The following is an 18,730-nucleotide window of genomic DNA, read 5'->3' as shown; positions in this document are numbered from 1 at the left end:
GCAGACGTCCTCGACGCCCCGGTTGCGGATCTCGGTGAGGACCTGCAGCCAGTACTTCGCCCCCTCGTGGCCGTCGCCGGCCCACAGGCCCAGGATGTCCCGCTCCCCGTGCACGGTCACCCCCACGACGGCGTAGAACGGCCGGTTGGCGACCTGGCCGTCACGGACCTTGACCACCACCGCATCCACGAAGATCACCGGGTAGACGCGGTCGAGAGGCCGGTTGCGCCACTCGGTCATCTCGGCGACGACCTTGTCGGTGATCCGGGAAATCGTGTCCTTCGACACCGAAGCACCATAGACCTCGGCGAAATGCGCGGCGATCTCTCCGGTAGTCAATCCGCGGGCGGCCAGGGACAGCACGATCTGATCGATGCCGTTCAACCGGCGCTGCCGCTTACGCACAATCGCCGGCTCGAAACTGGCGTCCCGGTCCCGGGGAACATCGATCTCGACCGGGCCGATCTCCGTCAGGACCGTCTTCGTCCGGATCCCGTTCCGGGAATTCCCGTTGTCACGGCCGGCAGGGTCGTGCTTGTCGTAACCCAGGTGCGCGCTCATCTCCACTTCCAGAGCGGTTTCGAGCACGGACTTCGTCAGCCCGCTCAGCAGCCCCCCAGGCCCGACGAGGTCCACGCCCTCGGCGCGGGCCTTCGCGACGAGCTCGGCGGCCAGCTGCTGGTGATCGATCGGGGTCGGCATGGGATCGAGCGTCTCGCTCATGATCGTCCCTTCCCGCCGAGTCAGCCTCGGCGGCACGGGCCAGACCACACCCACCGTTGATCAGACACTCCCACGCTGGGTCGTCGAACGCAGCCTGGGGTGGATCATGCTACGTCGCCGGCTGGCCCGCGACTACGAGACCCTTCCCGCCAGCTCCGAATCCATGATCCACATAGCCATGATCGACAACCTCGCCAGGCGCATAACGGACGAAGCCACCCCAACCTGGCGAGGCACCTACTAGAACATAAGCCGCAATCAGGGCAAATTAAACGCCCTCTCAGATGCCAGATGCCGGCGGAGACGCTTTGGAGTGCACACCGGTGGTCGTCGCTCCTTGACCGAACGTAACCGGTCAGGTCTCGTAGATCGTTCGCCGGACGGCCGTTGACGTGGTGGCCACGTTCGATCTCCGCGCGGCCTTCCCGACCCTGAGCCTCGAAGGAGGAGGTTCGACCGGGACCGATGACTGTTGCGCCTCAGTTGTCGACACTCGCCAAACAGGCATATCTACCCTGGTAGCCTCCTGTCTTGCTTCGCGACAGGTATCGGGGAAGCCGGCGTGAATCCGGCACGGTACCGCCACTGTGAGTCGGCCATGGAGATGGCCGCGAGTCAGATACCCGGCCTGTCGCACCCTTCCGTGATCGGGGCGAGTACCCCGAGAAAGGGGTGTGGACGCTGATGCGCGCCCGTCACCTGCCCTTCCGTGGATCTCGCCTTCGGGATCGCGCGACCCGTCAGTCAGCCGTCGTGTCGGCCACCGCCGCGATGATGGCCCTCATCGCCGGTTGCGGTTCTGATGACGCGGGCGAGACAGACCGGTCCGCCGCGGCCGTCACGGTGGAGAACTGTGATCGGCAGGTCGGTGTCACCGCTCCCCCGCAGCGGGTGTACGCGACGTACCAGCCTTCGGCCGAGATGATGAGCGCGCTCGGGCTGGGTGACCGTCTGGTGGGCTCGTCGTTCTTCGACGCCGAGTTCCTGCCGGAGTATGCGGACGGCCTGCGGGGGGTGCCGTACAGCGAGAACAATCCCACCCGCGAGGCACTCCTGGCCACGAAGCCCGATTTCGTCTTCGCCGGCTACGGCACGGTGTTCGCCGCCGACACCCCGGATGGTGTCGGGACGCGCGCCAGCCTGGAGAAGCTCGGTATCCAGTCGTACATCCTGACGCCGTTCTGCCCGACCGAGGACGGGAGGACCGACCAGGAGGTCGACCCGGCCGACGTGTCCATCGACGCCGTGTACGACGACCTTCTCACCATCGGCAAGATCTTTGACGTCGAGGACAAGGCCCGGTCACTCGTCGACGACTACAAGGATCGGATCACGACCGTCGAGACGGCGGTGAAGGGTGCCGAGAAGCCCACGGTCGCCTACGTGCGTCCGCAGGAGGACGGGACTTTCCAGGTCTGCACCGGGGTCGACTTCGGCACCAGGATCATCGAGGCCGCCGGGGGCGTCAACGCGTTCGAGGACGTGACGTCGACCCGCAACATCTATGTCGATGCCGAGGAGCTCATCAAGCGCGATCCGGACGTGATTCTCACCAACTCCGGCTTCGGGGTGGACTACACGCTCGACGACGCGATGGGAAACGTGAACACGATCGTCGACAACCCGGCGTTCGCCGGGTTGACGGCGGTGAGGAACAACGCCGTCCATCCGTCGCTGTTCGCCGACCGAAGCGCCGGGGTTCGCACCGCGCACGCCGTCGAGCAGATGGCCTCGCTGATCCACCCCGACCTCGTCGACTGACGGTGAGTCTCGCTCCGCCCGCCACCCAGACGCCTTCCTCCGGTGCGGGGGCAGGCGATTCAACCCGCCGGATGCGTCAGGGGGTGCTTCGCGGCGGGTGGAGTCGATCGCTGGGTCTCCTCGTCGCCGTCGCGGGGCTTCTCGCCGCCACGTGGGCCTCGATCGTGCTCGGCGTCAACGCGATCAGTCTGGGCGACGTCCTCGACGCGGTGTCCGGCGCACCGGTCACCGATGCGGAACGGATCGTCTACCACCTGCGCATTCCGCGAACGGCGACCGGCCTGCTCGCGGGAACGGCGCTGGGGGTCGCCGGGGCCGCGATGCAGGGCCTGACCCGGAATCCCCTGGCGGATCCCGGCCTCCTGGGCATCAACGCCGGAGCCGCGCTCGCCGTCGTCGTGGCGATCAACGTCTTCAGGCTCAGCGGTGTCTCCGGCTATCTGTGGTTCGCCTTCGGCGGCGCGGCGGTGGCCGCGGTCTTCGTCTACGCCCTCGGTTCACTGGGCCTGGGGGGTGCGACCCCGGTCAAGCTCGCGCTCGCTGGTGCGGCGACCACGGCGTTCCTTGGCGGGATCACGACGATGATCACCCTGCGTGACGCCTCGTTGATGGACGACTTCCGTTTCTGGGCCGTGGGCTCCCTGACCCGCGCGGACGGAGCCGCACTACTGACGGTCGCGCCGTTCGTCGGCGTCGGACTCGTTCTCGCGGGGGGCCTGAGTCGCACACTCAACGCCCTGGCTCTCGGGGACGATCTCGCCCGCAGCCTCGGCACGCGGTTGTGGGCCGCCCGTGCCGTCGGCGCCGTCGCGGTGGTGCTGCTCGCGGGAGGCGCGACCGCGGTCGCCGGGCCGGTCGCATTCGTCGGCCTGGTGGTGCCGCACGTCGCGCGGATGATCTGCGGCCCGGACTACCGATGGGTGATGGCCTGGACGGCTGTCCTCGCGCCGGCACTGCTCCTCGTCGCCGACGTGATCGGACGACTCGTGGCCCAACCCCAACAGATGCAGGTCGGCATCGTGGTCGCCGCCGCGGGCGCCCCCTTCTTCCTCTACCTGGTGCGCCACCGAAAGCTGGTGGAGGTGTGACCGCCGAGCGGAGCCTCGCCCGTGACGCGGTCCTCCTCGCGGTCCCGCGTCTCGGTCTCTCGCTGCGTCTGAGCCGCCGCTCGATCGCCCTCACCGTGACCTCGGTTGCCGCCGCGGCGATCATCGCGGCCGTGTCGATCACGATCGGCGAGTATCCACTCACCGTGGCTGGCGTGCTGCGCGTGCTGCGAGGCGGCGGAACGCTCATCGAGCAGGACGTCGTGCTCGATGACCGACTTCCCCGAGCCCTCACCGGCCTGGGGGTGGGAGCGGCGTTCGCCCTGTCCGGAGCGATCCTGCAGCGGCTCGCCGCGAACCCCCTCGTCAGCCCCGATGTCGTCGGCATCAACTCCGGTGCCGCGACCGGCGCGCTCACCGTGATGCTGATCCTCGGCGGCAGCGGGGTCGAGCTCACGGTCGGCGCTCTGGTCGGGGCGGCGCTCACCGTCCTCGCGATCGTGCTGATCGCCTACCGGCGCGGTCTGCTCGGATTCCGGCTCGTGCTGGTCGGTATCGGCGTCGCCGCCCTCCTCTCCTCGGCGATCTCGTACCTGCTGACCCGCTCCGACGTGCACCAGGTCCAGGCCGCCGCCGGCTGGCTCACGGGAAGCCTCGCCAATCGCAGCGGGACGCACGTGACGATCATCGGTGTCACCCTCACGCTCGCCGCGATGGCGCTCACCGTGCTGGGCAGGGACCTACGGGTCCAGGAGCTCGGCAACGATCTGGCACGCACGCTGACCGGCACCCGTGATGCCCGCAGAATCCCGCTGCTGCTGGTCGCCGTCGGGCTGGCGGCCATGGCTACCGCCGCCGCCGGGCCGATCGGGTTCGTGGCGCTGGTGGCCCCGCAGATCACCCGTCGCGTCCTCGCCGAGCGCCAGATCGGTCTCGCTCCGTCCGCCGCCGTCGGCGCACTGCTGGTGGCCGGCGCGGACCTCGTCTCCCGGTTGATCTTCGCGCCGGACGAGATGCCGGTGGGCGTCCTGACGGCCGTCCTCGGCGCACCCGTCCTGCTCGTCCTGCTCGCCCGCGCCCACCGGATCGGAGCCGCCGGATGACCGACATCACCGACGCACCCAGTACATCCGCTCCAGCCGTCCTGGCGACCCACCAGCTGAGGCTCGGCTACGGCGGCACCATCGTCGTCGACGGTGTGAGCACCCGGATCCCGCCCGGTCGGATCACCGCCATCGTGGGTCCCAACGGCTGCGGCAAGTCGACCCTGCTGCGCGGACTGGCCCGGCTCCTGGACCCGGTCGCCGGCACCGTGCGACTCGCCGGTGACGACCTCTCCCGCCTGCCCGCGCGCACCGTCGCGACAGAGCTGGGTCTGCTGCCCCAGCAGCCCACCGCGCCGGACGGCATCACGGTGTCCGACCTCGTCGCCCGAGGCCGCCACCCGCACCAACGCTGGTTCCGGCAGTGGAACCGCGAGGACGAACGAGCGGTCGCGCAGGCACTTTCGGCGACATCGATCACCGAGCTCGCCGACACGCCCGTCGACCAGCTCTCCGGCGGCCAACGACAGCGGGTCTGGATCGCGCTCGCGCTGGCGCAGAACCCCGGCATCATGCTGCTCGACGAGCCCACCACCTATCTGGATCTCGCTCACCAGCTCGACATTCTCAACCTGCTCGCCGACCTGAACAGGCGCCTGGACCGCACCATCGTCATGGTGCTGCACGATCTCAACATGGCCAGCCGCTACGCCCACCACCTGATCGCCCTGCGCGACGGGCGCATCGCCACCGAGGGCGAGCCGGCGGACGTCGTGAACCCGGACCTGATGCGCGAGGTGTTCGGTGTGACGGCCACCGTCATCCCCGACCCCGTCGTCGGCACCCCCATGGTCGTCCCGCACCCCCGACCCACCGGAGCCAGCCATGGTTGACCAGTCGGTTCGTCGCGTACTGGTCGGCATGGGCGCCGACGCCCCAGGCTGCGAGGGTGACCTGTTGGTCCTGGCAGCGGAGCTGGAGGCTCGGATCGCCTACCTCCAGCTCGCCCGGCCAACCGTGCACGAGGTGCTTAACCAGCTCGCCGCGGAAGGAAGCGCGGCACCCGTCCGGCTGATCGCCGCCCCCATCTCCGGCGCGCCCGCGCCCGCCCGGTCCTGGCTCAGGAGGATCGCCGGCGACTGGATGCGGCAGCATCCCGGCAGCCTGGTCATCGACGTGGCAAAGGATCACGTCACCGGGAGAGAAGCGGTCCTCTCATCGGCAGGGTGGGATGAGGTCCCGACATATGGCCGTCATGTTCTGCTCTGCCGCGGACCACGATGCACCGCTCGCGGGGCTGCCGACACAGCCCAGGCCCTCGCTACGCGCCTGAAAGATCGTGGACTGACGCGAAACGAGGTTCTGGTCACCCAGACCGGCTGCCTCCACCCCTGCAACCACGCCCCTGTCGTCGCGGTCACCCCCGACGACGAATGGTGGGGTCCGGTCACCGCCAGCGGCGCGTGCGCGCTCGTCGACCGCTGGGCCGAAGAGCCCCGATCCGGTCCGCCCCGTCCCATCCGCCGTCCACCTACCGAGCCCTGATCGCGTCAGGCACCCGGCCGTCGGTATGGTGAGCGCGTCGACGGCTGTGGGCCAACCTGAGCGGTCTCGCTCCGTCACCGCACGGCCATGCCGCGCCGTGGACAATCCACCTGGCGCCGCACGAGGAAGGGCTACCGGAAGCGGTGGGCCGGACCGGAGGCGACTGCTCCTGGGCGGGGCCACCGCCGGGCGGGGCCGCGGCGGCGATCGTCGCGGCGCAGTTCGTGCCGATCCAGCGACGGCTGGCCGAGCTCGACCTGCTCAACGAGTGGACGACGCCGATCGGGTTCGCCGTGTTCGCGATCCAGCCCGGTACCCGGGAAGCCGGGTTCATCGGGGAGACACTGCTCGGCTGAACGCCGCAAGCTGAGCGCACCCGCGGCGCGCCGACGGGGCCGGCGTCCGCAACCTGATCGGCCGCGGGCCCGCACCGCCGCGGGATCCGGGATCAGACCAGGGACGCTCCGAGCTCGCCGTTCACCAGCTCGGTGATCCGGCCGGCGCGCGCTTCCTCGACGATCACCGCGAGCTGTTCGGCGCTCATCTGGATGCGCTGCCCGAAATCGTCGGTCAGAACGATCCGGCGCTCTGCGGGCGCGTCGTGGTCGACATACAGCTCCGGGCAGCCGCAGCTGCACTTCCCGCAGAACGTCAGCAGATGCTTCCCCTGCACAGCCATCCGAACTCCCAACAAAGTGGCCGACATTTCCTGGAAAAATTGTACCCGTGCGTCGCCGGCTCGTCACGAATTACTTCCGGGATGACCCATCTGTAGGAACCCGGGAATCCCGACGTTCCGCACGCTGGAATCAGACCGAAGATCTCAACGGCGCATGGAACCGGCGAGGGGCCGCAGGTGAGCCGAGGCGTGGGCACCGAGCCCGGTCTCGACGCTCCCGGTGCGACCCCAGTCCCTTCGTCGGGGGTCTCCGTGCCCGCGCGGGCGCGGGCGGCGACCGGGGCCGGGCGGGGCGCCGATGCTCGCCGCCCACCTGGCCGCCGCCGTCTTGGCCGGCTGGCTCGCAGTCGGCGAGCGGCTGCTGTGGCGGGTGGCGCGTGGGGCCGCGCCGGGCTGACCGCGCGCACAACACCGGGAGACGGAGACATCGTGGCAGTCCAGTCCTCGACCGTGGTCGGCACGGGACCCGTGCGGGCAGGGCCTCGGGTGCGCCGCGAGATCTCGCGGCGCACCCGAGGCCCGAACGAACCGTCAGCCCGCCGCCGTGACGGCCGCGGTGAGGCCGCCGGGGGTCAGGGCGTTCGTCTGCAGGCGCTCGCCGTTGACATAGACGGTAGGAGTTCCCTGGACTCCCTCGCGTGACGCGGCATCATTCACCTGGGCGACGTAGTCGTCGTAGGTGCCCTTGTGTACAGCCTCGACGAATTCCGGCGAAGTCAGCCCCACACGGCTGCCGAGATGGACCAGTTCCGCGTTCTGGAATCCACCCGCGTGTTCCTCCGGCTGGCTGGCGAACAACAGGTCGTGGAGTTCGGCGAACTTTCCTTCGTTCGCCGCCGCCGCGGCGGCGTTCGCGGCCCGCTCGGACTCCGGCCCCAGAAATGCCAGGACATGGTAGATGACCTTGATTTTCTTGGCGTCGACGAGGGAGCCGATGGTGTCGCCGGTCTGTTCCTCGAACGCGCGGCAGATCGGGCACTGGAAGTCCTCGTAGACATCCACGGTGACCGGGGCGGACGGCGATCCGACGACGATCCCGCCGTCCGGGCCGGCCGCACCGGCCGGCACCAGGGCTCCCGAAGTGTCGGTCCGCGCGCTCTGCACGGCGAAGCCGATACCCCCGACGAGCAGTAGGGCAGCGGCCACGCAGGCCGAGATCATGACCGTGCGGCGGCGGCGCTCCCGCCGCGCGGCGGCCTCGCTCACAGCGGCGGCCTTCGCGCGGCGCGTGGCGTGATCAGTGGTTGTCATGCCGGGACCTGTTCAGCCGAGCGCTGGATCCTCCCAGCCAGCCCCGGCGTGCGCGGGAGCGAGGCGCCGGCGTGGTGGCGTCGGTCACCTCGGCCTGGCGGGGCCAGCGGGGCCTTGTCTGTATTCATACGGAACTCCCGGTAGTGGCACCGCGTTCGCGGGGCCGTCTTGGGTGACAGGCGCACGGCGACGCCCACGGCGGGCCGGCCCACAGCGAGCCGAGGCCGGCTCGGTGGTTCTGGTTCCCGTGCCTTCTCACCGCTCGCCGCGGATGTGCGTCGCGGTCGCGAGGACGCCCTCCGGCCGCGAGGAGGTCACGGCGGAGGGAAGGACAGCACCATTCCGCCGGCCGGCGGCCGGCCCGCGGTCATCGGGCACGCGCGGGCGGCGACGGACCGGCCGGGAAGCGGGATGTGGTCTGTCAGCGGGCCGTGGCGGCGGGCGGCCCGCGCCGCGCGACCGCGTACCGAAGCAGCGCCAACCGCGCAGCCGCAGCGGGTACGGAAGACGAGAACGTGAGGCGAGGGCCGAGGACTGGTCGCGGCGGTGCCGCGAGGCGACCGCGGACACGCCGGACGATCCGCCGGGTGGCCGTGGCCGTGCGCCGGCCCACCCGCCAGAGCAGCCGCTCGCCCGCGGCCAGCCACCAGGCGAGGCAGACCGCCGCGAGCAGGTGCAGGCCGAGAACCGTCGGCCCGCCGTGCAGCAGGTCCACCCCGCCCGAACCCGCGACCGCCTCCGAATGAAGATGGCCGGCGCCGGCCCCGGAATGCCGCCCGGGCGGGGAGGCCATGGCGAACGCGAGGTGCAGGCAGCCCTGCGCGGCGACCACCAGCCCGATCAGCCGGCGGCGGCTGATCTGCCTCGCAGCCAGGCCCCAGCCGACCCGCCAGGTGAGCAGAAAACCGACGACGGTCACCCACGAGTCCGGGGCAGCCGGGCCGGACCGGCCGTGCGCGGCGGCGGCGAGCGCGACGGTCAGCAGTGCGAGGACGGCACCGCGCACGGCACGGCCGCAACGCGTCGCGGCCCACAGGGGCAGGCCCGCACCGACAGTGATCGCCGCCGGCTCACACCGCGCGCCGACCGGCTGGTCGGGCGCCCCGGCGGTCACCGGTCCAGTGTAGATCGGCTCGTCGCCCGGCCCCATCCCTGCCAGGGAACCCCGATCGGCCTGGCACCGGCCGGTCCATCCGATCCTGCCTGTCCGCGGCGCCGGGAAGGTACGCCCGACATAGTGGACGGGCCGGCATGGGCGAGAAGATTCGCCCGTCCGCGAGGGCGATCGACTGAGACCCGCTCGCTTTCCAGCTAGGATGCCGGGTTTGTGAGCTGGGCGGCGACACCGGCCGGGCGCGGTGTGCGCGCCTCGGCCCTTGCCGTCATAGCCGTCGCTCTCGCCGTCGCCGCGCACCTGGCGGCCTGCGGCGAGCCGCCGAGCCTGCCGGTGACCGGGTGCGGCGTCGCTCTCGCGTTCCGCGTGTGCTGGGGCTGCTCCGGCCGGCGGATGTCGCTGCGGCGCATCGCCGGGCTGGTCACCACGGTCCAGGCCGGTCTGCACCTCGCCTTCGCCATGACGGCGCGACCGACGCAAGTCGCGGCATCCCATCATCACGCCGCGGTCGGACCGGTGGACCTCTCCGACGGCGCGGCGGGAATCGACCTCCTGCCCGGTGGGCCTCGGATGGCGCTCGCCCACCTCTGCGCCGCGCTCCTGCTGTCCTGGTGGCTCGCTGCGGGAGAGCGGCTGCTGTGGCGGATCGCCCGCCGGACCGCAGCGGTCGCGCGCAGGGCGGCGGTTCACCTGCGCCGCCGCCTGCGCCCGCCGGCCTGGCGCCCCCTTCCCACCCAGACCGTGCGGTGGTGCCGGCCGCCAACCGGACGGGCGCACGCGCTGGCGCAGCTCGTCCATCTCGTCGTCCGCAGAGGCCCACCGGACCCGGCACCGGCCTGATCCACACAGCCGACGCCGTCCGCGACGCCTGCGCCGGACGGCGCGTTCAGGCTGCCCGGATCCGGCCCGCCGCGACCGTCCGTGCCCGGCCCCACCGCCGGACGGGATCCAGCCGCGACCGCATCGGCCCGCGCGGCGATGCCGCGCGCCTCGACAGGCCGGTTCCCAGACGCGCCTCGCGCCGGGCGGCGGCGGCGCACCCCGGGCGCCGCGCGACGAATGCCGAGCGTGGGCCCCTGCTGCCACGTGCTTCCCAGGTGCCTGCGGCGCCGCGGCGGTGACTCCGCCTGCCCTCGAATCCTCTCTCCACATCATTACTCGGAGACTCTCTGTGACCATGGTTCAACCGTCGGGGTCATCCCCCGATGACACGGCGCCCGCCACCGCGGTGCCCGCGCCCGCAGCCGCCAATCCCGCCGACACCCCGGTCGACACCTCTGCCGGCAGTTCCGCCGGCGACCCGACCGTCGCCCCCTCCATTCCCGAGCCCCGCACGCCCGACACGGCTCGGGGCTCCAGGCCCGGTGACCCGGCGTCCGGCGGATGGCGCCGGCCGCTGATGCGCCTGCACTTCTACGCCGGGGTGCTGGTCGCCCCGTTCCTGCTGGTCTCCGCACTGACCGGCCTCGCCTACGCGTTCACCCCGCAGCTGGACAGGCTCGTGTACGCCGACGAGTTCTTCGTCGGCGAGGTGGGCTCCACCCAGCGGCCACTGGCCGAGCAGATCAACGCCGCCCTGGCCGTGTACCCGGATGGCGCCTTCGGTTCGGTGCACACCGGCGAGGCCGCGGACCGCACCACCCAGGTGGTCCTGTTCGAGGACGCGCTCGGCGACAAGCAGCGCACCGTCTACGTCGACCCGTACACCGCCGAGGTCCAGGGCACGCTGGTCACCTGGTGGGGCAGCACCCCGATGACGACCTGGCTGGACCAGCTGCACATCAACCTGCACCTGGGCGACACCGGCCTGTACTACTCGGAGTTCGCCGCGAGCTGGCTGTGGGTCGTCGTGCTGGGAGGGCTCGTCCTGTGGCTGGCCCGCCGCCGCCGCCGACGCGGCGCCCGCGCGCTGCTGCTGCCCGACCTGACCGCCCGCGGCCGGCGGCGCACCCTGGGCTGGCACGGAAGCCTCGGCGTCTGGCTCGCCGCCGGCCTGCTGATCCTCTCCGCGACCGGCCTGACCTGGTCCACCTACGCCGGTGAGCACTTCTCCGACCTGAAGGCAGCGATGAACGGCGAACGGCCCACCCTCGACACCAGCCTGCCCGCCGCCGCGACCGCGCCAGCCGGTGCCGGTCATGAAGGACACGGGAGCAGCGGCTCCGGCGAGGACACCTCCGGCCAGGAATCGGGCACGGAGGCTGTCGACACGGTGCTCGCGGCCTCCCGCGAAGCCGGCCTCGACGGGCCGGTCGACCTCAGCCCGCCCGCCGAGGCCGGCACCGCCTGGTCCGTCGCCCAGACCGACAACACCTGGCCGGTACGGGGCGACAAGGCCGCGATCGACGCCGACGGCACGGTGGTCCACGAGTCGCGTTTCTCGGACTGGCCGCTGCTGGCCCAGCTCAGCTTCTACGGGATCATGGCGCACATGGGGATCCTGTTCGGGCTGGCGAACCAGATCCTGCTGGCCAGCCTCGCGATCGGCCTGATCTGCCTGATCGTCTGGGGCTACCGCATGTGGTGGCAGCGCCGACCCACCCGCGCCGACCGCACCCGGATCGTCGGCGCCCCGCCGGCGCGCGGCGCCTGGCGGCACATCTCCAAGCCGGCCCTGGTGGTCACCGTCCTGGTGACCGCGGCGATCGGGTGGGCGCTGCCCGTCCTCGGCGTGTCCCTGGGAATCTTCATCCTGATCGACGTCCTGGTGGGCCTGGCCCGTGGCCGGTCACGACAGCAGCGGGAGACCGCGACCGCCTGAGCGGAAGACGTCGGCTGACGGACCTGGCCGCTTCCTGGGACCGCGGCCGGCCAGGCGACGTCGGCCCGCTGCCCGGAACCACGTGGTTCCGGGCAGCGGGCACTATGACGGCTTCACCGCTCTCGACCTCGCCGGCCCGCAGGTCTTTCTCGCGGGCATGACCGGTGCGGAGGTCATCGTGGCCGCCGGGCGCGCGCCGCACCCGGTCACCAGCGACACCGGACTGGCGGTGGTCGCCACCCACGTATTGGAAGACCTTCCGGAGCGCTGCGACGTTCTGCTGGTGCCCGGGGCGGGCGGTGGCCTGGCGGCAGCGCTGGGCAATCAGGCGCTGCTGGGTGAACTGGCGCGGCTCGGTGCCGGCGCCGGGATCGTGGCGAGTGTCTGCATCGGATCCCTGCTGCTGGGCGCCGCCGGCCTCCTGCACGGGCGGCGGGCGACATCCCACTGGACGAGCCGCCCGCACCTGTCGCGCTACGGAGCCACCACCGTCAATGAACGGGTGGTGGACGATGGGAGCCTCGTCGCAGCAGCCGGGGTCACCGCCGGGGTGGATCTGGGGTTGCTCCTGGTGGGGCGGCTACGCGGCGCCGCGTACGCCGAGGCGCTGTCCCTGCAGGCGGAGACCGTGACGCCGGCTCCGGCGGAGGTGGACTCGACGCTCGTCGACGACGTCCGCGACCTGTTCAGCGGAGTACTCCACCGAAGCCTGGGCCAGCAGACGGATACCTCCCGCGGTCGCCGCCGTAGGTAGCCGATCGCCTACGCTCGCCGCAGGGGTCTCGGCGCGGAGATCCATCAGGCACAGGAGCGCGATGTCCACTCCGACAGCCCACGACATCAGCGAAGCCGACGCAGTCGGCTCCACAGCGACGGCACCCCCGCCGCCCCGAGCACCGCAGGCCGACGCGGGCCCGACCGGGCCGCGCGTGGAACTCGCGGTGTCCGGCATGACCTGCGCGGCCTGCGCGCGCCGGGTCGAGAAAGTGCTGAACCGGATCGAGGGCGCCTCCGCGATCGTGAACCTGGCCACCCACCGCGCCGCGGTGACCTGGGCCGACACCGCCTCCGCGGACGACGCGACGCTGGTCGCCGCGGTGGAGCGCGCCGGCTACGAGGCCAGGGTCATCGCGCAACGCCAACCAGCCGCCCCCGCCGTGCGGGCAGCCGCCCCGAAAATCATCGCAGCTCCCGCCGTGAACAGCGGCGCCAGGCAGGACAGCGCGGATACCCACCGCAGCACCGTCGTGAAGCCGGTCGCCCAAGCCTACGATCGTCCGGAGAACTCCAGCGCGCCGCAAGACGATCCCGAGCAGCCGGGTGACCGGCAACCGGGCGGCGAACCGCGGGACCCGGGGCAGGTCGAGGCGGAGCGCTGGCGTCGGCGTGCTCTCGTGGTGGCCGCACCGACCGTGGTCGTGGTCGCCGCCGCGATGGTGCCGGGCATCCCGGATCTGCCGGGCTGGCTGGCACTGCTGGTCGCCGGCCCCGTCGTGCTGTGGGGAGCCTGGCCGTTCCACCGGGCCGCCTGGAAAAGCCTGCGCCACCGCGCGACCCGGATGGACACCCTGGTCAGCCTCGGCGTGCTGGTGTCGTTCGGGTGGGCCGTGGCCGTGACGCTCGCGGACGCGCTGGGCGGGCCGACATCCGGCACCCTGCCGGCCGGGAACGGCCACAGGCTGGGCTCCCATCACCACGGCACCGCCGGCCCGGCGGACGGCGCCGCCGGTACCGCGCACGCGGGCCACGCGGCGCACGCGGCCGAGATCGCCTGCGTGCTCACGCTGAGCCTGCTGGTCGGGCGCTGGATGGAGGCCCGTGCCCGGCGCGGCACCGGGTCGGCACTGGCCGACCTGGCCGCGCTCGCCGCCCACGACGCGACCGTGCTGCTTCCCGACGGCAGCCAGCGGCCACGACCCGCCGCCGACCTCCTCGTCGGGGACCGGGTACTCGTCCGGCCCGGCGAGCGGATCCCGGCCGACGGCATGGTGGTCGACGGGACGTCCACCGTGGACCTGTCCCTGCTCACCGGAGAGAGCATCCCGGTCGACGTGACCGCCGGCGCCGAGGTCACCGGCGGGACCGTGAACGGCACCGGCGCGCTGGTCGTGCGGGCGACCCGGGTCGGCGCCGACACCGCACTCGCGCACATCACCCGGCTCGTGCAGGACGCCCAGACCGGTCGGGCCGCGGCACAGCGGCACGCCGACCGGCTCTCCGCGATCTTCGTACCGGCGGTTCTCCTCATCTCCGCGGCCACCGCCGCCGGATGGCTCGTCTCCGGCGCGGCGGCCGCCACCGCAGTCGAGGCGACGATCTCGGTGCTACTGGTCGCCTGCCCCTGTGCCCTGGGGCTGGCGACGCCGGCAGCACTCCTCGCCGGCACGGGCCGCGGCGCCCGCCTCGGAGTACTGATCTCCGGCCCGGCGGCGCTGGAGGCCGCACACCGCATCGACACCCTGGTGCTCGACAAGACCGGCACGGTGACCACCGGCCAGATCACCGTCACCGACGTCGCGGTCACAGTCGACACGATCACGGACGGCCCCGGCCCCGGCGACGGCAAGGGCGAGGGCGAGGGCGAGGCGGAGGTACTGCGCCGGGCAGCGGCCGTCGAGCAGGCCAGCGAGCATCCGATCGCCCGGGCGGTCACCGCCGCGGCGACCGCCCGTGGCCTGACAGTGGCTGCCGCCCGGGCGTTCCAGGCCCTGCCCGGGGCAGGCGCGACCGGAACTGTGGACGGCGAGCCGGTCGTCGTGGGCACCGTCATGCTGATGGAGGAGTGCGGGCTGGCCGTCCCCCACCCGCTGCGGGAGTCCCTCGACCAGGCCGAGACCCGCGGCCAGACAGCGATCTGCGTCGGCTGGGCAGGCCGGGCGCGAGGGGTCCTGACCCTGTCCGACCCGGTACGCTCCACCAGCCGGGACGCGATCCGTCGCCTGCGCGCGACCGGCCTGCGCACCGTGCTGCTCACCGGTGACAACCCACACTCCGCACGGACGGTCGCCGACGCCGTGGGCGTCGACGACGTCATCGCCGGAGTCTCCCCCGCGGGCAAGCTCGACCACATCCGGCGCCTGCGCGCCGGCGGGCACGGTGTGGCGATGATCGGCGACGGAGTCAACGACGCCGCCGCCCTCGCCGAGGCCGACCTGGGGATCGCGATGGGCAGCGGCGCCGACGCCGCCATCCACGCCAGCGACATCACCCTGGTCCGATCCGACCTGCACACGGCCGCCAACGCCCTCGCTCTCGCCGCCCAGGTCGAGCGCACCATCCGGCAAAACCTCGCCTGGGCCTTCGGCTACAACATCGTGATGATCCCTCTGGCCGCTACGGCCATCCTCCCGACCTGGGCCGCCGGCGCTGCCATGGCCTGCTCCAGCCTCGCCGTGCTCGGCAACGCCCTGCGGCTGCGACGCTTCTCACCGGCTGTCCACGAAGGACGGTCTCCCTCTGCGGCCGCCCGGGGCCATCGATCCCGCCGGGGCGGTCCTCCGCATCAGTACGAGGAGGAGCCGCTGCCCGCCACGGGGCGTTTCTCCGCGTTCCAGAATCAGCCGCTGCCTTCGAGGTCCGTGGATATCCCCGGGCGATGACCCGCTCAGGAAGCTCGATGAGGCGGCAGAGAGGGGGCGGCGGGTTCGGGAGACGCCGGTCGGCGTCGACTCCTCCCGAACCCTGCGCTCGGCTACCGCTCAGCAGTCGACGAACTCTGGCTGCTGGTTCAGCACCTGGCTCTCGGGTGAGACGTACCGCTGGTACTGCTCGCCGGTTACCGACTCCGGGCGGAAGACCGCCGCCCGGTGGCAGTTCTGGAACGCCAGCTTCACCGCGAAGTGCCGCTCCAAGGCTTCGCGTATCGCGGTACTGGCCATCGCTCGCAGGAGCTGACCCTGCTCACTGTCATCCGCCGGCGGAATCTGGCCAGCTGTTCCGCCGGCTGTGCGGCGTGGCGGACCACGCAGCGGATCACGGGGCCATCATCAGCCCGGCGTGGACATCCAAACGGAAGCCGGGGTCGATCTGCCGTGTGAGATCGGTGCCGACCGCGTCGTTCGCCCAGGAGCGGGCGTTCTTCACGTGGAACTCGATCATCTGGCGGTGCAGGCGGTCCCAGTCCCGTTCGGTGTCGTCGATGGCGGCGACGATACGATCCAGTGCGGCGATGTTGGCTGGTTCCAGGACGACCGATTCCGCGGACCGCCCCTGTTCCATGGCCCGGACGGCGGCTGACTGTTCCAGATGGACGAGCAGGTCGTCGCCGACACGATCGCGGAGGAACGCCAGGTCACGCTCGTCGTTGATCTTATTGCCGATGACGGAGATCGGGATGTCGTGGTCGGCGGCGTAGCCGCGGTACTGCTCGTAGACGGCGACGCCCTTGCGGGTCGGCTCAGCCACCAGGAAAGTGCGGTCGAACCGGGTGAACAGGCCGGAGGCGAACGAGTCTGCGCCGGCGGTCATATCCACCACGACGCACTCCCCGGGCCCGTCGACCAGATGGTTGAGCAGCAGCTCAACCGCGCCGACCTTCGAGTGATAGCAGGCGACACCCAGGTCCTCCTCGGCGAAGGCGCCGGTGACCATCAGACGGAGTCCTCCCACCTCGACGCTGAGGCGGTCGTGGATCGGGCTGGGCCCGGTGACGGTCAGCAGACGTGAGCCGGTGCCGGGCGGGGTCGTCTTGACCATGTCCCGGGCCGTCGGGATGCGGGGGTTCTCGCCGCGCAGGTAGTCCTTGATGTCGTCGAGGTGGTCGCCGAGCGCGGGAATGGCGGCGGCGCCCTCGTCACGGCCGAGGGCGACCGCCAGGTGCTGGTTGATATCGGCATCGAGAGCCAGCACAGCCCGACCCCGGGCGGCCAGGTGCCGGGCGACGAGCGAGGACAGCGTGGTCTTGCCGCTGCCTCCCTTGCCTACAAAAGCGATCTTCATGGCGATGTTCCTCGGGTCGTGGCGGCGCTGCCGCGAACGGGACGGACGGGTATGCCGGCCGACGGGAGGCCTGGCCGGGTAGTTCCCCAGCGGGAAGTCGGGGTTGCCTGCTCGCCGGTTCCAGGCCGCGTGAGGGATCGGAAGGCACCGTCGGCCGCGGTGGCCGCAGCGAGCGCCAGCACACTGCAAAGGATAACGGTGTTCATTTCAGTTGGCGGGCAGGGCTCGCCCGGCGGTGCCGCCATGGCTGCTTCCAGCGCGTTTGCTCTCGGTTTCTGGTGTCTCCCTGCCCGTAGGGCAGGGAGCGGGTTCTCGGTTCCGATCACCGGGACGGGGTCGAGGCGCGATCGGCTGCGTTGTCCCGGGCTACGGCTGAGCCCCGTGCCTGGCCGCGGGACCGGAGGTAGAGCGGTAGGACAGGGGGGCGGTGTCCCTATCCACGTCCTGCTGAGGTTGCCCACCTGTTTCAGGGGCCCGCGGGGCCGCGCCCGCTGTTGGCTCGGAAGGCTGGCGGTGGGCGGCGGCGATGGCGGTGGTGAGGGGTACGGAGGCGACGATCCCCGTCGCCTACGCCCTCGGTCGGCTCGGCTTCCTCCACCTGCTCGCCGTCTCAGCCGTGGTCGCAGCGGCCAGGATCGCCTTCAACGCGGCGAGCGGCGCCTACCTCAAGACCCTCGTCGGACCGGATGACCTGCTCGTGGCGAACGCCCGGTTCGAGTCCACGGACTGGAGCTCCATCGCCGTCGGACCACCCCTCGGCGGCGCGGCGATAGGCCAGTTCGGGCCGGTCACCGCTGTGGTCGCCGACGCGCTCAGCTACCTGTTCTCCGCGCTGAGCCTCACCGCGATCCGCGGCGGCCGGGAGGAACACCCACGGAAAGCCGAACGGAGCCGGGTCCGGACCAGAGACTTTCTCGACGGCTGGCGGCACCTTCTTTCCCATCCCACCCTGCGAGCGCTCTACCTCAACAACATGCTCGTCACCGGACTGATCATGGCCACTGAGCCGCTGCTGGCCGTGCTCCTCCTCCGCCAGCTCGGCCTCCCGCCCTGGCAGTACGGCCTCGCCTTCGCCGCCCCGTGCGTCGGCGGACTCATCGGCTCCCGCCTGGCCAGCCGTGTCGTGGCCCGGTACGGCCAGCACCAGATCCTCCGGACCGTCGGCACCCTACGCGCCATCTGGCTGATCGGCCTGGCCTTCGTCCGTCCCGGCGTCGACGGCCTCCTCACCGTCATCGCCGTCGAGCTGGCGATCATCATCAGCATGAGCCTGTACAACCCGGTACTCGCCACCTACCGGCTCGAAAACACCCCCAGGCACCGCATCGCCCGCACCCTCTCAGCCTGGTCGATCGGCCAACAGGCCTCCATCGCCGTCTTCACCGCCCTCGGCGGGCTGCTCGCCGGCATCACCAGCCCACGCACCGCTCTCACCGTCGCAGGACTACTCATCCTCGCCAGCCCACTGCTGCTCCCCCGGCGCGACCACACGGATCAGGCCACGCGGGAACCGGCCGCACCTGCTGAGCAGGAAGCGACCGTGTGAGACCCCGGCGCTGCTCGTCGCGTGGATACCGCTGCCACCATTTTTCGAATGTCGTCGGAGCCTCCGCGCGACAGCGTCGACGACACAGCGCCGCCTCAGCACAAATCGGATCACCATGTGAAACCAGATGTCGGGCAACCGGAACCTGCGTCATCCACTCCGAATCACCCAGACCCAGATCCACGCCGGCCGGCCAGCAGGGCTGCGACAAAGTCGTGATCGGCGTGTCGGCTGGCGTCGCGGGCTGGTAGCGGCTACGGCGTCGCGGTGAGAACGGCCCGGGAACAGGCGGACGCGGCGCCCACGGGATGATCGAGGTTCCT

At 71.6% G+C, this 18,730-nt stretch carries 15 protein-coding genes, 3 pseudogenes and 1 riboswitch; of the genes and pseudogenes, 12 read left to right on the top strand and 6 right to left on the bottom strand.

The genetic code is table 11. From position 1 onward, the window contains the following. On the bottom strand, nt 1–723 hold a 723-nt coding region (locus tag AB1460_RS29630), incomplete at its 3' end, for an IS256 family transposase (protein WP_420497410.1). A 73-nt stretch (nt 724–796) separates the two neighbouring features. Here AB1460_RS29630 and AB1460_RS29625 point away from each other — a divergent pair. From AB1460_RS29625 to AB1460_RS29595, 7 genes and pseudogenes are all read left to right on the top strand, one after another. Continuing rightward, nucleotides 797–967: pseudogene (locus AB1460_RS29625) on the top strand (transposase); the annotation flags it as partial. 260 nt (nt 968–1,227) lie between these two features. Next, nucleotides 1,228–1,369: riboswitch (cobalamin riboswitch) on the top strand. Nucleotides 1,370–1,476: 107 nt separating this feature from the next. After that, on the top strand, nt 1,477–2,484 hold the full coding sequence (locus AB1460_RS29620; protein ID WP_368965379.1) for an ABC transporter substrate-binding protein: 1,008 nt from the start codon (nt 1,477–1,479) through the stop codon (nt 2,482–2,484). 71 nt (nt 2,485–2,555) lie between these two features. After that, nucleotides 2,556–3,572 (top strand): FecCD family ABC transporter permease, encoded by a 1,017-nt coding sequence (locus AB1460_RS29615; protein WP_368965378.1) that lies wholly within the window; start codon nt 2,556–2,558, stop codon nt 3,570–3,572. Continuing rightward, nucleotides 3,569–4,633 (top strand): FecCD family ABC transporter permease, encoded by a 1,065-nt coding sequence (locus AB1460_RS29610; RefSeq protein WP_368965377.1) that lies wholly within the window; start codon nt 3,569–3,571, stop codon nt 4,631–4,633. Before AB1460_RS29615 ends, AB1460_RS29610 begins: the two co-directional genes overlap by 4 nt. After that, the gene (locus tag AB1460_RS29605; protein WP_368965376.1) at nt 4,630–5,466 is read left to right on the top strand and encodes an ABC transporter ATP-binding protein; all 837 of its coding nucleotides are present in this window, start codon (nt 4,630–4,632) and stop codon (nt 5,464–5,466) included. The genes AB1460_RS29610 and AB1460_RS29605 overlap by 4 nt, the downstream gene beginning before the upstream one ends. Next, nucleotides 5,459–6,118 (top strand): (2Fe-2S) ferredoxin domain-containing protein, encoded by a 660-nt coding sequence (locus AB1460_RS29600; RefSeq protein ID WP_368965375.1) that lies wholly within the window; start codon nt 5,459–5,461, stop codon nt 6,116–6,118. The genes AB1460_RS29605 and AB1460_RS29600 overlap by 8 nt, the downstream gene beginning before the upstream one ends. A gap of 218 nt (nt 6,119–6,336) precedes the next feature. Next, a pseudogene (locus AB1460_RS29595) lies at nt 6,337–6,474 on the top strand (peroxidase); the annotation flags it as partial. Nucleotides 6,475–6,566: 92 nt separating this feature from the next. On the opposite strand, the gene AB1460_RS29590 reads toward AB1460_RS29595, so the two are convergent. The 3 genes from AB1460_RS29590 to AB1460_RS29580 form a co-directional block, all read right to left on the bottom strand. Beyond that, a complete protein-coding gene (locus AB1460_RS29590; RefSeq protein ID WP_368954017.1) occupies nt 6,567–6,797 on the bottom strand; it encodes a hypothetical protein in 231 nt (76 codons plus the stop codon). A 531-nt stretch (nt 6,798–7,328) separates the two neighbouring features. Further along, nucleotides 7,329–8,048 carry a DsbA family protein gene (locus AB1460_RS29585; RefSeq protein ID WP_368965374.1) on the bottom strand — a complete coding sequence of 240 codons (720 nt, stop codon included), beginning with the start codon at nt 8,046–8,048 and terminating at the stop codon, nt 7,329–7,331. Between the two features lie 421 nt (nt 8,049–8,469). Then, nucleotides 8,470–9,198: a hypothetical protein gene (locus AB1460_RS29580; RefSeq protein ID WP_368965373.1), complete on the bottom strand. Its 729-nt coding sequence runs from the start codon at nt 9,196–9,198 to the stop codon at nt 8,470–8,472. 177 nt (nt 9,199–9,375) lie between these two features. Between AB1460_RS29580 and AB1460_RS29575 the strand changes: the two genes are divergently transcribed. From AB1460_RS29575 to AB1460_RS29560, 4 genes are all read left to right on the top strand, one after another. Further along, the gene (locus AB1460_RS29575) at nt 9,376–10,002 is read left to right on the top strand and encodes a hypothetical protein (protein ID WP_368965372.1); all 627 of its coding nucleotides are present in this window, start codon (nt 9,376–9,378) and stop codon (nt 10,000–10,002) included. Between the two features lie 337 nt (nt 10,003–10,339). Then, on the top strand, nt 10,340–11,923 hold the full coding sequence (locus AB1460_RS29570) for a PepSY-associated TM helix domain-containing protein (protein WP_368965380.1): 1,584 nt from the start codon (nt 10,340–10,342) through the stop codon (nt 11,921–11,923). A gap of 82 nt (nt 11,924–12,005) precedes the next feature. Next, entirely contained in the window at nt 12,006–12,677 is a 672-nt protein-coding gene (locus tag AB1460_RS29565) for a DJ-1/PfpI family protein (protein ID WP_368965371.1), read from the top strand. A 61-nt stretch (nt 12,678–12,738) separates the two neighbouring features. Further along, nucleotides 12,739–15,522: a heavy metal translocating P-type ATPase gene (locus AB1460_RS29560; protein ID WP_368965370.1), complete on the top strand. Its 2,784-nt coding sequence runs from the start codon at nt 12,739–12,741 to the stop codon at nt 15,520–15,522. Between the two features lie 99 nt (nt 15,523–15,621). Here the strand turns inward: AB1460_RS29560 and AB1460_RS29555 are convergent. Then, nucleotides 15,622–15,870 (bottom strand): annotated as a pseudogene (locus AB1460_RS29555) (SCO5389 family protein); the annotation flags it as partial. 25 nt (nt 15,871–15,895) lie between these two features. Further along, a complete protein-coding gene (locus AB1460_RS29550) occupies nt 15,896–16,861 on the bottom strand; it encodes an AAA family ATPase (protein WP_368965369.1) in 966 nt (321 codons plus the stop codon). Nucleotides 16,862–17,396: 535 nt separating this feature from the next. On the opposite strand from AB1460_RS29550, the gene AB1460_RS29545 reads away from it, so the two are divergent. After that, entirely contained in the window at nt 17,397–18,407 is a 1,011-nt protein-coding gene (locus AB1460_RS29545; protein WP_368965368.1) for an MFS transporter, read from the top strand. Nucleotides 18,408–18,730: the final 323 nt, after the last annotated feature.

The sequence above is a fragment of the Parafrankia sp. FMc2 genome, assembly GCF_041008525.1.
In the GTDB taxonomy this organism is placed as follows: Bacteria; Actinomycetota; Actinomycetes; order Frankiales; family Frankiaceae; genus Parafrankia.
This window is presented reverse-complemented; position numbering and strand designations above follow the sequence as displayed.

Excerpts from the sequence above, each read along its gene's own strand:
- AB1460_RS29615 (WP_368965378.1), top strand. The coding sequence starts at position 2,556 with ATGCGTCAGGGGGTGCTTCGCGGCGGGTGGAGTCGATCGCTGGGTCTC.
- AB1460_RS29605 (WP_368965376.1), top strand. The coding sequence starts at position 4,630 with ATGACCGACATCACCGACGCACCCAGTACATCCGCTCCAGCCGTCCTG.
- AB1460_RS29600 (WP_368965375.1), top strand. The coding sequence starts at position 5,459 with ATGGTTGACCAGTCGGTTCGTCGCGTACTGGTCGGCATGGGCGCCGAC.
- AB1460_RS29590 (WP_368954017.1), bottom strand. The coding sequence starts at position 6,797 with ATGGCTGTGCAGGGGAAGCATCTGCTGACGTTCTGCGGGAAGTGCAGC.
- AB1460_RS29585 (WP_368965374.1), bottom strand. The coding sequence starts at position 8,048 with ATGACAACCACTGATCACGCCACGCGCCGCGCGAAGGCCGCCGCTGTG.
- AB1460_RS29580 (WP_368965373.1), bottom strand. The coding sequence starts at position 9,198 with ATGGGGCCGGGCGACGAGCCGATCTACACTGGACCGGTGACCGCCGGG.
- AB1460_RS29570 (WP_368965380.1), top strand. The coding sequence starts at position 10,340 with ATGGTTCAACCGTCGGGGTCATCCCCCGATGACACGGCGCCCGCCACC.
- AB1460_RS29560 (WP_368965370.1), top strand. The coding sequence starts at position 12,739 with ATGTCCACTCCGACAGCCCACGACATCAGCGAAGCCGACGCAGTCGGC.
- AB1460_RS29550 (WP_368965369.1), bottom strand. The coding sequence starts at position 16,861 with ATGAAGATCGCTTTTGTAGGCAAGGGAGGCAGCGGCAAGACCACGCTG.